Origin of the sequence: Sphingomonas sp. 10B4 (genome assembly GCF_035019905.1) — a bacterium.
GTDB lineage: Bacteria > Pseudomonadota > Alphaproteobacteria > Sphingomonadales > Sphingomonadaceae > Sphingomonas > Sphingomonas glacialis.
In genome coordinates this window covers 1-14,149 of sequence record NZ_JASJVC010000027.1, presented here as the reverse complement: position 1 = coordinate 14,149, position 14,149 = coordinate 1, and the positions used below count along the sequence as shown (strand labels likewise).

Below are 14,149 nucleotides of genomic sequence, written 5' to 3'. Positions count from 1 at the left end.
GGGGACGTGAAGAACGCCGTCACCGCCCGTATCGTCGACGGCATCGCCGCCATCCCGGCGGAAGACTGGGATGCCTGCGCCGGCACCGGCAATCCCTTCGTCAGCCACGCCTTCCTGTCGATCCTTGAATCGTCAGGCAGCGCGCGGTCGCGCACCGGCTGGCAACCGATCCCGATCATCGTCGACGGCGCCGACGGCAAGCCCGCTGCGATCGCCCCGGCTTATGCCAAGAGCCACAGCCAGGGCGAATATGTCTTCGACCATGGCTGGGCCGACGCGTGGGAGCGGGCCGGCGGATCCTATTACCCCAAGCTGCAGATCGCCGTGCCCTTCACCCCCGCGCCCGGCCCCCGGCTGCTGCTGCGCGATCCCGACCAGGCGCCTGCTCTGATCGCCGCGATCGAGGCGGTGACCGACCAGCACGGGCTGTCCTCCGCGCACGCCACCTTCGTCGCGCCCGAACAGCTCCCCGCATTCGAGGCGGCAGGCTGGCTGATCCGCGAGGGCACGCAGTTCCACTGGCAGAACCAGGGCTATGCCGATTTCGACGGATTCCTCGGCGATCTCGCCAGCCGCAAGCGCAAGGCGATCCGCAAGGAGCGCGCTGGCGCGGTCGAGGGCCTGACGATCCGCCACATCTCGGGCGCCGACGTTACCGAGGCCGACTGGGACGCCTTCTGGGTGTTCTATCAGGACACCGGCGCGCGCAAATGGGGCCAGCCGTATCTGACGCGGCAGTTCTTCACGCTGCTCGGCCAGACGATGCCCGAGCGGGTCCTGCTGATCTTCGCCGAGCGCGACGGGCGCCCGATCGCGGGTGCGCTCAATCTGATCGGGGAGGACACGCTCTACGGCCGCTATTGGGGCTGCACCGAGGATGTCCCCTTCCTTCATTTCGAGCTGTGCTATTACCAGGCGATCGACGCCGCGATCGCGCGCGGATTGAAGACCGTCGAGGCGGGTGCGCAGGGCGAGCACAAGCTCGCGCGCGGCTACGTCCCGGTCCCGACCTGGTCGGCACATTACATCCCCGATGCGGGCTTCCGCCGCGCGATCGCCGATTTCCTGGTGCGCGAGCGCGCCTCGGTCGAATCCGACCAGGAATTCCTCGGCGCGATGACGCCGTTCAAAAAGGGTTAGAACGGCGTCGGGCGCGGGCGTGCGGTCTTCAGCGCGGCGTCGCTGATCTCGATCCCGCGCTGGCTATGGTCGACGCGGAACAGCACGCTGCTCCCGTCGCGCCAGATCGGGATCAGCCCCTGGTTGAATTTGGCATCGTACGCCGGCGGACGGATCAGCCAGACATAGTCGAAGGCATTGCGCGGGAAGCGCGCCATCGCCTTGCTGATCGGGCGCCACCATTCGCGCGGGCATTGCACGCTCGTCACGATCTCGGACGGATCGTGCGCAAAGCGCTGCGCACGGACATATTTCACCGTGAGCAACTGCGCGCCCGCCATCGACCATTGATCGTTGGCATAGGCCGCCTTGCGCTCGAGCGCGATCGCGGGGAGATGTTCGAGCCGCGTCATTTTCCACGGCGCACCGCATTGCGCGCCGACGAAGGTGACGAGCTTGGCGCCGACCGGGAGATGATCGAGCGCCTTCAACTCGCGGTCGTAATCTTGCGCGAACATCCAGAAGCTCGCCGTACCCGCCGCGATCCGCACCAGCACGAAAGCGAGCCCGAGCGCGGCGATCGTCGCGCTGCCACGGATCGACAGGCCCTTTTTAGGGCGCACCGCGATCACCGCGATCGCGAGCATGAACGGCGCGAGCCGCATGTCGGCATAGGCCGATCCGAACACGATCCGCGGCAGCAGGATGAACACCGCGAGCAGGAACAGCGCCGACAGGCCGAGATTGCGCGAATATTCAACGCTCGGATCGCGAAAACCGCGGAACAGGATCAGCAGCAGAATCGCCATCCCGGCGAGATCGAAGGTGATCCAGCGGTCACGCAGCGCCATCGTCATATAGCCGATCTTGGCGCGCCAGTTGAACCAGTCGCCGGTCTGCCCGCCGACATGCTCGCCGCTGCGCCACACCACCATCAACACCATCGGCAGGGCGAGCGGAACGCAACCGACGCCGGCGCGCAGCCATGCCTTGATCCAGCTCAGCGGACCGCGATCGACCCGCGCATCATGCTGGCGGACCATCTCGGCCGAATACGCCAGAACGCCGAGCACGCCCCAGCCAAAGGTGTGCGCCACCCAGATGATACACGAGAGCGGCACGAAGATCGCCGCACGCAAGCCGAAGCGCTGGTGCCGCGCGAGCCGCAGCCACAGCGCGAACGCGTTGAGCGCCAGCGCCATCGAGAAGGCGAAATTGACGAAGCCGAACTGGAAGGCATAGCTGTATGCAAGCGGCAGCGCGAACACGGCGGTCGGCGGGATGCGCCCATGCACCTCGCGCGCGATCCACAGCAGGCCGGTAACGGTCAGCACCGGGATCGTCATCACCAGCAGCTTCACCGCGAGCTCGAGCCCGAACAGCTTGGCAAGCGGGATGATCAGGATGTCGATCCCGAGATTGCCGATCAGCTGCCAGTTGAAATTGTACCAGTCCGATAGCCACGGATATTCGTCGCGCGACAATTGCACGCGGTAGCGCCCCATATGGCCCGGCAGATCGACCAGCGGCGGGATTTCGGGACGCAGCAAGGGGATGATCGCAATCAGCGCCATCACCGCGACGAACCAGCGCGTCTGCCACCATTGTAGATCGGAAGAAGTCTCGTTCGGCATGCTAGCGCCTTACCGGCGAAACGGGCGGTGCGACAAGCGAAGTCGCGCCAGGCAGTGCAACACGAGCGGCCCGGTATGCGCCACGTGGCCGATCTGACCGGCACGAGACGACACGGCGCGATGCCGATGGGCACGCCGTCGCGGTGATCGCGACACACCCGAACCAGCGCGCTTGCGAGCAGCGCGATATTGAGAAACCTTCCCGCATTTGCGGGGTCTTACTGCGGTGGCGTTTGCGAAAACAAGCGTGCTTCGACGCGGTAGAGGGCAAACGCGCGGCCGGGCGGCGCGATCGGCACGAGCCAGTTCGGCGCATGGCCCTGCCGGATGGCATAGGCGAGCGAGGCGCCGCCTGCCGAACCGAAGCTGTCGCCGCACAGCGCAACATACTGCACGTCCCAGCCGCGTGCGATCGCCGCGGCCTGCGCCGGGGTGCCGACGAAGAAGCGATAGACCGCGAGGTTGCCCGCAGCGTTGCGATGATAGGGCGCACCGACCACGCTCAATTGCGTCGCGCCGATCGCATCGGCGCCGAGCTCGAGCGGCGCGAGCAAGCCGCCGGGGGGCAGACGTCGCAGCATCGCGAGTGTCGCTGGCGCAGCGCAGCTGTCCGCCGCAGTCTCGCGGGCGATGCGGCTCGCGACGAATGCCTGCGCGGCGATCGGATACAGAATCCCAGCCGACGTGATCCACGCCCCGGCCAGCGGCAGCACGCCCCGCGTGCGCGCCGCGGCGATCACCGCCGCCAGCCCGGGCGCGGCCAGGATCGCACCGGCATATGCACCGCGCATCTGCGCGCAGCTCAACAGCAGCGCGGCAAGCTGGACGATCAGCAGACCGGCCCAACGCTGGTCGCGCGTCGCATACAGCCGCCAGCCGCTCGCCAGCACGCCCGCGACCATCATCCCGGCATAGCCGATCGCGGTCGGCAGCGTCGCTATGGTGACCGACCGCGCGTCGGCAATCTCGGCGCGCCACAGCTGGACGAGGATCGGATCGATGCCGCCATCCGGTACAAGGCATTCCGGCGCGACCAGCACGATCCCCGTCGCGACCACCGCGATGATGATCGTCCCCAACACCGCGCGCGTCGCAGGGCTGGCGATGTCGCGCGCGGCGAGCGCCATGCCCATCGGCGCGAAGGCGGCGATCACTGCGGCGCGCCAGGCGGTCATGGTGAAACCATCGCACGCGGCATAAGTCCATACGATCGGCCGGAATACGATCGACGCGGCGAGCAGCCCCGCTCCGAGCCCGATCCCAAGCCCCATCATCCGGTCGTCGGCACCGCTGCGCGCGCGCAGCCATTCGATCGCCATCGCACCGCCGACCGCCACGATCAGCGGGACGCACTCGACCCCGATAACAAGGCTCGCCGCCCCCGCAAGTCCGGCGACCAAGCCCGGTTCGATCGCCGCCCGGGCAACGAGCGCGCGCGCCATGACCAGCACCAACACGATCTGTAGCCCGTCGGCGTCGATCCTGCCGGGCAGGAAGATCGTGGTGGCAGGAAAGGCGATCGCGGCGACGACGGTCGCGGTGCGCGCGATCGCGCTGCCGCCGAGCGCGCGCGCGATCCGTGTGACGAGCAGCAGCGCCGCAGCGAACAGCGCGGTCGGCCAGACGATCACGGCGATCATTTCGGCAAGCGGCGCGCCGGCGATCGGTGCGAGCGCAGCAATGATCGCGCCCGGCGCGAGGTCGGGCAGACGCGACCATTCCAGCGCAAGTCCGGGCGCAGCACCGAGCCGGTGCTGACGCAGATCGGCAAACCCCTGCCCCGCCAGCCAGTCGCGAATTTGTTGAAGCCGCAGCATGGCGTCGGCGTCGGGAAGGTGCAGTGACGAAAGCGACCCCCGGTCGCAAACCGCCCAGACCGCACCCAGCAGCGCCGCCAGCGCGAGCGCACACAGTGCGTTGCTCCGGCGGGCCAATCGGGATTCGCGAGCGTCCATCGCGACCGACTTAGGCGAACGGGGTTAAGGCGAAGTTAGATCGCGCCGTTTTCGCGCGTCACTTGACCCCATCCGCCTGTTGTCAAACGCTTAGGCGCGATCACGCCGCCCCAGAAGCCGCAACCGGAGCGCCTGCAACTTGATGAAGCCAGCCGCATCGCGCTGGTCGTACGCGCCCTGATCGTCCTCGAAGGTGACGACCTTCTCCGAATAGAGCGAGAAGGGCGACTTGCGCCCGGTGACCGAGACATTGCCCTTGTAGAGCTTGAGGCGGACGGTGCCCGTCACCTTGCTCTGGCTGTGGTCGATTGCCGCCTGCAGCATCTCGCGCTCGGGGCTGAACCAGAAGCCGTTGTAGATCAGCTCGGCATAGCGCGGCGCAAGCTCGTCCTTGAGATGCGCCGCGCCGCGGTCGAGCGTCAATTGCTCGATCCCGCGATGCGCGAGGTGATAGATCGTGCCGCCCGGCGTCTCGTACATCCCGCGCGACTTCATGCCGACGAAGCGGTTTTCGACCAGGTCGAGCCGGCCGATACCGTGACGCCGGCCCATCTCGTTGAGCGTCTCGAGCAAAGTCGCCGGCGACATGCCGACGCCGTTGATCGCGACGCCGTCGCCGCCCTCGAAATCGATCGTGATCGTCTCGGGCTCGTTCGGCGCGTCCTCGGGATTGACCGTGCGCGAATAGACGTAATCGGGAACCTCGTCCCATGGATCCTCGAGCACTTTGCCTTCGGAAGACGTGTGCAGCATGTTGGCGTCGGTCGAGAACGGCGCTTCGCCGCGCTTGTCCTTGCTCACCGGGATCTGGTGCTGTTCGGCAAACTCGATCAGCTTGGTGCGGCTGGTCAGATCCCATTCGCGCCACGGCGCGATCACCTTGATATCGGGCGCGAGCGCGTAATAGCCGAGCTCGAAGCGGACCTGGTCGTTGCCCTTGCCGGTCGCGCCGTGGCTGACCGCGTCGGCGTTCAGCATCTTGGCGATCTCGATCTGGCGTTTGGCGATCAGCGGCCGCGCGATCGAGGTGCCGAGCAGATACAGCCCCTCATAGAGCGCGTTGGCGCGCATCATCGGGAAGACGTAATCCTTGACGAATTCCTCGCGCAGATCGTCGATGAAGATGTGCTCGGGCTTTACGCCGGCCGCTTCTGCCTTCCGCCGCGCCGGCTCGAGCTCTTCGCCCTGGCCGAGATCGGCGGTGAAGGTGACGACCTCGCAATTGTAGGTCTGCTGCAGCCACTTCAGGATCACGCTGGTATCGAGCCCGCCCGAATAGGCGAGGACGACGCGGTTGATCTGATCAGTCATGCGAGCGAATCCTTCGGTTTTGGCGCGGGTGCGCCCTATGCGACCAGCGCGGCAGGTGCAACCGTCGGGGAGCGCATCGCGCGCTCGCCCTCGAGCATATAGTCGCGCGTGATCGGCAAGACATGGCGGTTCTTGGCGAACTGGACCTGGTAATTGACCATGCTGCCGTAATGGAACGACTGCCCCGCCCCGGCGAGGTAGAATTGCCACATGCGATAGAAGCGCTCGTCATACAGAGCGATGATCTCGTCGCGCGCCGCGACGACGCGGTCGTACCATTGGTCGAGCGTGTAGCCGTAATGCAGCCGCAGCACTTCGATGTCGGTGATCATGAAGCGCAGCCCTTCGTTCGCCGCGACGATCTCCGACAAAGCGGGATTGTAGCCGCCCGGGAAGATGTATTTCGCGGTCCACGAATCGGTCACGCCCGGCCCGCCGGCACGACCGATCGTGTGGAGCAGCATCACGCCGTCATCGGTCAGCAGATCGCGGCACTGGCGGAAAAAGGTGGTGTAATTGGCGGGACCGACATGTTCGAACATGCCGACCGAGACGATCCGGTCGAACTTCCCCGTGACATGGCGATAGTCGATCAGCTCGAACTTGACCTTGTCCGCCACCCCCGCCGCGTCTGCCCGTTCGCGCGCGACCTTCAGCTGCTCCTCGCTGAGCGTCACGCCGAGCACTTCCGCCCCGGTCTGCTGGTGCAGGTACAGCGCCATCCCACCCCAGCCGCAGCCGATGTCGAGTACGCGCGTCCCTGGCGCGAGCGCGAGCTTGGCGGCGATATGCGCCTTCTTGTCGTCCTGCGCTTGCTCGAGCGAGTTGGCCGGATCGGTGAAATAAGCGCAGCTATATTGCCGGTCGGCATCGAGGAAGAGATCGTACAGCCGGTCCGACAGATCGTAATGATGCGCGACGTTGCGCTTCGACTGGCGCGCCATGTTGACCCGCCCGAAGCGAAGCGTCACCGCTTGCACCGCGCGCCGCAGCGGCGACGCGGCGAGCCCGTTCTGGCCGGCCTCCCACGGATCGTTCTTCATCAGCAGCTTGACGAGATCGCGCGCGTCACCCTGCTCGATCACCATCCGCCCGTTCATATAGGCCTCGCCCGCGCCGATCCCCGGATCGCGCACGATCGCGGCGGCAGCGCCGGCATCGGTGAAGCGCAGAACGATATCGGGGAAACCCGGTGTCGCGGTGCCGAAGGTGCGGGTCTTGCCATCGGCATGATGGAGCGTGAGCGTGCCGCGCTTGACGCGCTTGGCGAGGAATAAGTCGATCAAAGCCATAGCTGCGCGTATTTAGCGATTAGATGCCGGCATACCAATCGTAATCGATCGCATCTTCCCAATAGCCGCCCTTGCCCTTGCCGATCCCGGCGAGCGAGGCGACCGCGTCAATCCGCATGATATATTTCGCCTGCTTGTAGCCGAGCTGCCGCTCGACCCGCAGCCGGACGGGCGCGCCGTGCCCGACGTCGAGCAGATGCCCGTTCATTCCCCAGGCGAGGATTGTCTGCGGATGGAAGGCGTCGATCAGATCGATCGATTCGTAATAATGCTGGCCCGAGAACAGATCGGCGCAGGTGAACACGACATAGCGCGCGGTGGTGCGCACGTCGGCGGCCTTGAGCACGGTGCCGAGCAGCGGGCCGTGCCACTGCCCGATCGCGCTCCACCCCTCGACGCAATCGTGCCGCGTGATCTGGCTGCGCGCGGGCATCGCCAGCAGTTGCGCATGTGACAGCGCGAGCGGACGATTGACGAGACCGCCGACTTCGAGCCGCCAGTGCGCGAACTTGTCGGCCACCATCGCGGTATAATCGGGCGTGTTGGGGTTGCGGGTGCCATTTGTGCGGAAGAAGGGCGACATCTGATCGGGGCGATATTCCTTCGCCAGGCTGCCGCGGTTCGACAATGCGCGCTGCAACCCCTCGTTGATCGTCTCGCCCGAGAACAGGATCTTGCGCAATGCCGGCGTTTTGGCGACCTGATCGCACCCGCTCAGCAGCGCGCCCGCGCCGAGCGCGCCGGTGGTGAGCAAAGCGCGCCGCGTGATGATACCGCTCATGCCGCTTCCTCCGCACGGTCTTCGGGCACGCGCCACCAGCCCGTCACCATCGACTTCACCTCGGGCCAGGCGCCCGCGAGGATCACGAGCACAAGGTGCACGATGATGAACACCACCAGCCCCGACGCGGCGATGAAATGCACCGATCGCGCCGATGCGCGCCCGCCGACGACCGCGAGCAACCACGGCCACGCAGCGGTCATCGCAGGCGACAACGCGAGCCCCGAGACGATCATCGCCGGGATCAGTCCGAAGATCGTCAGCGCATAGGACAGCTTCTGGAAGATGTTGAACGCCGCCGGATGCTTCGGATCGTGGAAGCGGAAGGCGAGATGCTCCTTCAGATCGAACCAGAAGTGCGACGGCGCCAGCTCCTTCAGGCGGATCCGAAGATCCTTCTGGAAATGGCGGTTGAGCAAGCTCGCGACCATGAAGGCGAGCAGGCCGAAGCCAAAGACGAGTGCGAACAGCAGATGCCAACGCCGCGCGATCGCCAGATTGTAACCCGCCGGGATCGTCAGATAGGACGGCATATGCGGCGGATTGAACCACGAATGATCCGAATTTGCGCCATATTCGCCCCAATAGAGGTGCGGATGCGCGTTGAGGATCGTCAGCCCGCTGCCGATCATGATGACGATCGTCACCGCATTGACCCAGTGCCAGACCCGCGTCGCGAGGCGATGGCGATAGATCGAGGTGCTCGCGGGAACGGCCGTGGGCGAAGCGGGTTGTCCCGGGGTTGGCTGGGGTGCGTCGGTCATGCAGATCCCTATTCGCGCCACACGGCGGCTCGGTTACACCTTAGTCGCAGCGACGCGCCGACGAAACCGCAAACACGACCGCACATATGAGCCAAGGGCCGCCCGATCATGTCAGACCTGCATTTCTACGAACCGCGCAACGGCCATGCCGCCGTCCCCGGCCTCGCGCACGATCCGCTCAATTCGATCGTCGCGCCGCGCCCGATCGGCTGGATCAGCTCGCTCGCCACCGACGGCACACGCAATCTCGCGCCGTACAGCTTCTTCACGCTGCTCAACTATCGCCCGCCGATCGTCGGCTTCGCCTCGATCGGCTGGAAGGACAGCGTCGCCAATATCGCCGCGACGGGCGAATTCGTCTGGAATCTCGCGACGCGCGAGCTCGCCGCGCCGATGAATGCAAGTGCGGCGATGGTCGCGGCCGGAGTCGACGAATTCGAGCTAGCCGGGCTCGAGGCCGCGCCCTCGCGGATCGTCGCGCCACCCCGCGTCGCGGCGAGCCCCGTCGCGTTCGAGTGCCGCCATACCCAGACGCTGCGCTTGCAGGGCATCGATGGCGCCGAGATCGACACCTGGCTGATCCTCGGCGAGGTCGTCGGCATCCACATCGCGCCGCAGCTGATCGAGGATGGCGCCTATCGCACCGCCGCAGCGCATCCGATCCTGCGCGGCGGCGGCCCGGCCGATTATTTCGAGATCAGCGACGACACGCGCTTCGAGATGCGCCGGCCAGGGTAACGCTTTACCCCTCCCCGCCAGGGGAGGGGCTTACGCACCTCAGCGCGTCGGCACGGGCTCCGGGCCCGAATAGTCGTAGAAGCCGCGCCCGGTCTTGCGGCCGAACCAACCCGCCTCGACATATTTCACCAGCACCGGCGCAGGCCGGAACTTGGGGTCGCCCGTCCCTTCGAACAGCACGCGCGTGATCTCCAGACACGTGTCGAGCCCGATGAAATCGGCGAGCGTCAGCGGGCCCATCGGATGGTTGAGCCCCAATTGGCACGCCAGATCGATGTCGCGGATCGTCGCGACGCCCTCGCCGAGCGCGAAGCACGCTTCGTTGAGCATCGGCATCAGCACGCGGTTGACGATGAAGCCCGGCGCATCGTTGGCGCGCACGACCTGCTTGCCGAGCCGCCCCGCATAGGCCTCGACCGTCGCCACCGTCGCATCCGACGTGGCGAGACCGCGGATCAATTCGATCAGCCCCATCACCGGCACCGGATTGAAGAAATGCACGCCGACGAAGCGCCCCGCATCGGGTGCCGCCTGCGCGAGCCGCGTGATCGGGATCGACGAAGTGTTCGAGGCGAGCACCGCGTCCTGCGACAATACCTTGCCGACCTCGGCGAAAATCGCGCGTTTGATCTCTTCGCGCTCGGTCGCCGCCTCGATCACGAGGAACGCCGGGCCCATCGCCGCGACGCTCTCGACCGGCTCGATCAGCGCAAGCGCGGCGTCGCGCGCCTCAGCGGTGATCTTTTCCTTGGTGACGGCGCGGTCGAGCTGCTTGGCGATCCCCGCCTTGCCCGCCTCGGCGCGCGCGAGGTTCATGTCCGAAAGCAGCACGCGGTATCCGGCTTGCGCCGAAACCTGCGCGATTCCCGCGCCCATCTGCCCTGCCCCGATGACTCCGACCGTATCCATGCGTCCGCTCCTATCCGTTTGACGCGTCGATAGCGGATTTGGCGCGGCGGGGAAGGTCTTACGGCGCGAGGCGTGCCGCCTGCGCTTCGGCGAGGATCACCGCGAACTTGCCCTCGGCGTCGGTCCATTCGGCGATCGGCGTCCACCCGCCCGCGCGCAGCAGGATGCGCGCGTCGCGCGCGCCGTATTTGTGGCTGTTCTCGGTGTGGATCGTCTCGCCTGCGGTCATTTCGAACGGTCGCCCCTCGATCGTGAAAGCCACATCCTCGGTCGCCTCGAGATGCATCTCGATGCGCGCCCGATCGTCGTTCCAGATCGCACGGTGGCGGAAGCGCTCGACCGGGATCGTGCCGGCAAGCTCGCGGTTGATCCGCGTCAGCAAGTTGAGATTGAACGCCGCGGTGACGCCCTGTGCGTCGTCATACGCCGCCTCGAGCGTGGCCGCGTCCTTGATGCGGTCCATCCCGATCACGAGCATCGCGCCCTCGCCGAGCGATTCCTTCATCGCGCGCAGCAGATCGACGCTCGAATGCGGGATCATGTTGCCGATCGTCGAGCCGGGGAAGAAGCCGAGCTTGGGCGTCGCTGCGACCTGCATCGGCAAGGCGATCGGATGCATGAAATCAGCCTCGACCGGAAGCACGTCCAGCCCGGGAAACGCCGAGGCCAGCCCCGCAGACGATTCGCGCAGGAAATCGCCCGAAATGTCGATCGGCACATAGGCCGCGGGCGCCACCGCCTGCAGCAGGATCGGCGTCTTGGTCGACGATCCCGAGCCGAATTCGACGACGGCACGACCTTCACCGGCGCGCGCCGCGATCTCGGGCGCGCACGCGCGCAGGATCGCCGTCTCGGTCCGCGTCGGATAATATTCGGGGAGATCGGTGATCTGCTCGAACAGTTCGGACCCGGCGCGATCATAGAACCAGCGCGCTGGGATGGCGCGCGGACGCATGTCGAAGCCCCGCAATACATCCTGGCGAAACGCCGGGTCGGCCAGCGACGCCTGGCCATCCTCGATTTCCTGCTTCAACATCTCAAAGGTCTTTCGCGAGCCGCACGCCGGTGAATTGCCACCGCTGGTGCGGGTAGAAGAAATTGCGGTAGCTGGCGCGTGCATGCCCGCGCGGCGTGGCGCAGGAGCCCCCGCGCAACACGCACTGGCCGCTCATGAACTTGCCATTATATTCGCCGACCGCGCCTTCGATCGCGCGGAAGCCGGGATACGGGCGGAAGGCGCTGCCCGTCCATTCCCACACATCGCCGAAGAACGCCGGACCGCCCGCCGAAGGCCGCGGCTCGACCGGGCCGGGCGCGTCCATCTGGTTCCCGCCAGCGGAATCGTGCGCGCTCGCCGCGACTTCCCATTCGGCCTCGGTCGGCAGCCGTGCGCCCGCCCAGCTGGCATAGGCGTCGGCCTCGTAGAAACTGACGTGCGTGACGGGCGCGGCAGGATCGATCGCGCGGCGTCCGTCGAGCCCGAAGCGCGTCCAACCCGACTCGCCCTGCTCCCAATAGAGCGGCGCGACGATGCCCTCGCGCTTGACCCACGCCCAGCCGTCCGACAGCCAGTGGCGCGGCTCGGCATAGCCGCCATCGGCGATGAACGCGGCCCATTCGCCGTTGGTGACGGTACGGTCGGCGATGGCATGCGGGCTGAGCAGCACGGCGTGGCGCGGCCCTTCGGCATCGAACGCGAAGCCGTCGCCGTCATGCCCGATCTCGGTCACCGCGGCCGGGCCTTCGATCCAGCCGATCGGACCCGGCATCGCGACGGGCACCTTGCGCGCGGCGGGCCAGATCGCGGGCTCGATCGGATTTTGCGCCATCAGATGCAGGATGTCGGTGACGAGCAGTTCCTGGTGCTGCTCCTCATGATGGCAGCCGAGCGCGATCAGCGCGCGCGCAGCTTGCGGAAGATCGGGCAAGGCGGCCAGCACCGCCGCATCGACATGCGCGCGATAGGCGAGGATCTCGTCGAGCGCGGGGCGCGTCACCATTCCGCGCCGGTTGCGCGCATGGCGCTGCCCCTCGGCTTCGTAATAGCTGTTGAACAGGAAGGGGAAGCGCGCGTCATAGAGCGTGTAGCCCGTCACGAAATCGCGCAGCACGAAGGTTTCGAGAAACCAGGTCGTGTGCGCGAGATGCCATTTGGCGGGCGAGGCATCGTCCATCGACTGCGCCGTCGCATCGGCGTCGGACAACGGCGCGACCAGGCCGACGGTCAAGCCGCGCACCGCTTCGAAGCGGGTGGCAAGACCCGCAGGGTCGGGCATCGGGGCGGTCTGCGGTCGCGTCGTCATCTCACCATTCCCCCGTATGACCCGCGCCGTCACCTTGACGGACAGCGAGTCCCGGCAGCGCTGGTGCGATTATCGCGTCGCGCCGGGTCGCCAAAGAACGTCGCCACCCGCCTTTTGGTTCACTGCGCGAGCCGCAACGAAAAGATAATCCGAGAGCCGGTTCAAATAGGCGAGCGCGAGCGGGTTGATCGCGACCTCGCGCGCCGCCGCGACGCCAGCGCGTTCGGCCCGCCGGACGGTCGCGCGCGCGACGTGCAACGCCGCCGCCGGGGCGGTGCCGCCGGGCAGGATGAAGCTCGTCAGCGCGCCCAGTTCGGCGTTCATCCGGTCGATTTCGTCCTCGAGCCGCGCGACCTGCGACGCGACGATGCGCAGCGTCATCTCGGACGGCGCGAAATCGTCATCCTCCCCCGCGCTCGGCGTGGCGATATCGGCGCCGAGATCGAACAGATCGTTCTGGATCCGCTCGAGCAACGCCGGCAGCCAGGCGAGATCGAGCCCGGCACCGCGCAAGGCGACGACAGCGACACCGATCGTGCTGTTCGCTTCATCGACATCGCCGATCGCCGCCATCCGCGCGGCGTCCTTGGGCGTGCGCGATCCGTCGACGAGGCCCGTCGTGCCGTCATCGCCGGTGCGCGTATAGATTCGGTTGAGCTTGACCATGCTGGATTCCCCGAGAGCGAGCGGCTCAGCTCTTGCCGGCGAGCCACATCAGCAGGACGACCAGGAAGATCGCAATCGCCTGGAACATCACGCGATATTGCATCATCTTGTTCGATTTGATCGACGAGGCGGAGACGGCATCGTTCGACGTCCCGTCGCGCAAATCCTGGCTCGCACCGAGCAGGAAGACCACCAGCCCGCGCACGAGGACGACAACCACCGCAATCATCGCGGCGACCAGCAAGATGGTGAGAAATGTGCTCATGCAGCCAATCTAGGCGTTCGCTGCGACAAAGCCAATGCCCGCGCGCAGCGATGCCGCAAGCGCAGGCCCGTCCTCGCCAGCCAGGCGCAGGCTTTCGAGCGTCGGCGCGTGATTGCGCTTCGCGAGGCGCGCGCCATCGGGCCCCGCGATCAGCGCGTGGTGGTGATAGATCGGCGTCGGAAAACCGAGCAGCGCCTGGAGCAGGCGGTGGACATGGGTCGCGCCGAACAGATCGACTCCGCGCACGACATGGCTGACGCCTTGCGCGGCATCGTCGATCGTCACCGCAAGATGATAGCTCGCGGGCGCATCCTTGCGCGCGAGGATGACGTCGCCGTGCGAGAGCGGATCGGCGACGACCGTGCCGGCGATTTCGTCGGTCCAAGTCAGCACCTGTCTCTTATACACATCT

Annotated in this window: 14 protein-coding genes; 2 read left to right on the top strand and 12 right to left on the bottom strand. The window is 66.5% G+C overall.

Translation table 11 applies throughout. The features are described from left to right. The first annotated feature begins 6 nt into the window (after positions 1-6). Positions 7-1,140 (top strand): GNAT family N-acetyltransferase, encoded by a 1,134-nt coding sequence (locus tag QN347_RS09955; RefSeq protein WP_322160925.1) that lies wholly within the window; start codon positions 7-9, stop codon positions 1,138-1,140. Here QN347_RS09955 and QN347_RS09950 read toward each other — a convergent pair. The 6 genes from QN347_RS09950 to QN347_RS09925 form a co-directional block, all read right to left on the bottom strand. Then, on the bottom strand, positions 1,137-2,753 hold the full coding sequence (locus tag QN347_RS09950; protein WP_322160927.1) for a hypothetical protein: 1,617 nt from the start codon (positions 2,751-2,753) through the stop codon (positions 1,137-1,139). The two genes, QN347_RS09955 and QN347_RS09950, sit on opposite strands and share 4 nt — an antisense overlap. Before the next feature lie 218 nt (positions 2,754-2,971). After that, the gene (locus QN347_RS09945; protein WP_322160928.1) at positions 2,972-4,570 is read right to left on the bottom strand and encodes a hypothetical protein; all 1,599 of its coding nucleotides are present in this window, start codon (positions 4,568-4,570) and stop codon (positions 2,972-2,974) included. Positions 4,571-4,798: 228 nt separating this feature from the next. After that, positions 4,799-6,019 carry an argininosuccinate synthase gene (locus tag QN347_RS09940; protein ID WP_133191615.1) on the bottom strand — a complete coding sequence of 407 codons (1,221 nt, stop codon included), beginning with the start codon at positions 6,017-6,019 and terminating at the stop codon, positions 4,799-4,801. Positions 6,020-6,054: 35 nt separating this feature from the next. Continuing rightward, positions 6,055-7,311: a cyclopropane-fatty-acyl-phospholipid synthase family protein gene (locus QN347_RS09935; protein ID WP_322160930.1), complete on the bottom strand. Its 1,257-nt coding sequence runs from the start codon at positions 7,309-7,311 to the stop codon at positions 6,055-6,057. Positions 7,312-7,330: 19 nt separating this feature from the next. Beyond that, complete coding sequence (locus tag QN347_RS09930) at positions 7,331-8,092, bottom strand: molybdopterin-dependent oxidoreductase (protein ID WP_322160932.1); 762 nt, start codon at positions 8,090-8,092, stop codon at positions 7,331-7,333. Beyond that, positions 8,089-8,856: a cytochrome b/b6 domain-containing protein gene (locus tag QN347_RS09925; RefSeq protein WP_322160933.1), complete on the bottom strand. Its 768-nt coding sequence runs from the start codon at positions 8,854-8,856 to the stop codon at positions 8,089-8,091. The genes QN347_RS09930 and QN347_RS09925 overlap by 4 nt, the downstream gene beginning before the upstream one ends. A gap of 108 nt (positions 8,857-8,964) precedes the next feature. On the opposite strand from QN347_RS09925, the gene QN347_RS09920 reads away from it, so the two are divergent. Further along, entirely contained in the window at positions 8,965-9,594 is a 630-nt protein-coding gene (locus tag QN347_RS09920; RefSeq protein WP_133191611.1) for a flavin reductase family protein, read from the top strand. A 39-nt stretch (positions 9,595-9,633) separates the two neighbouring features. Here the strand turns inward: QN347_RS09920 and QN347_RS09915 are convergent, their stop codons facing one another. From QN347_RS09915 to QN347_RS09890, 6 genes are all read right to left on the bottom strand, one after another. Continuing rightward, positions 9,634-10,503: a 3-hydroxybutyryl-CoA dehydrogenase gene (locus QN347_RS09915; protein ID WP_322160935.1), complete on the bottom strand. Its 870-nt coding sequence runs from the start codon at positions 10,501-10,503 to the stop codon at positions 9,634-9,636. A 58-nt stretch (positions 10,504-10,561) separates the two neighbouring features. Then, entirely contained in the window at positions 10,562-11,539 is a 978-nt protein-coding gene (gene egtD, locus QN347_RS09910; RefSeq protein WP_322160937.1) for an L-histidine N(alpha)-methyltransferase, read from the bottom strand. Position 11,540: 1 nt separating this feature from the next. Beyond that, entirely contained in the window at positions 11,541-12,779 is a 1,239-nt protein-coding gene (gene egtB / locus QN347_RS09905; RefSeq protein ID WP_322164124.1) for an ergothioneine biosynthesis protein EgtB, read from the bottom strand. Between the two features lie 96 nt (positions 12,780-12,875). Further along, entirely contained in the window at positions 12,876-13,472 is a 597-nt protein-coding gene (locus QN347_RS09900) for a cob(I)yrinic acid a,c-diamide adenosyltransferase (protein ID WP_322160938.1), read from the bottom strand. A 25-nt stretch (positions 13,473-13,497) separates the two neighbouring features. Then, positions 13,498-13,737 (bottom strand): twin transmembrane helix small protein, encoded by a 240-nt coding sequence (locus QN347_RS09895; protein ID WP_133191606.1) that lies wholly within the window; start codon positions 13,735-13,737, stop codon positions 13,498-13,500. Positions 13,738-13,746: 9 nt separating this feature from the next. Continuing rightward, a partial coding sequence (locus QN347_RS09890; RefSeq protein WP_323494021.1) for a glutamate--tRNA ligase family protein occupies positions 13,747-14,149 on the bottom strand: 403 nt, incomplete at its 5' end.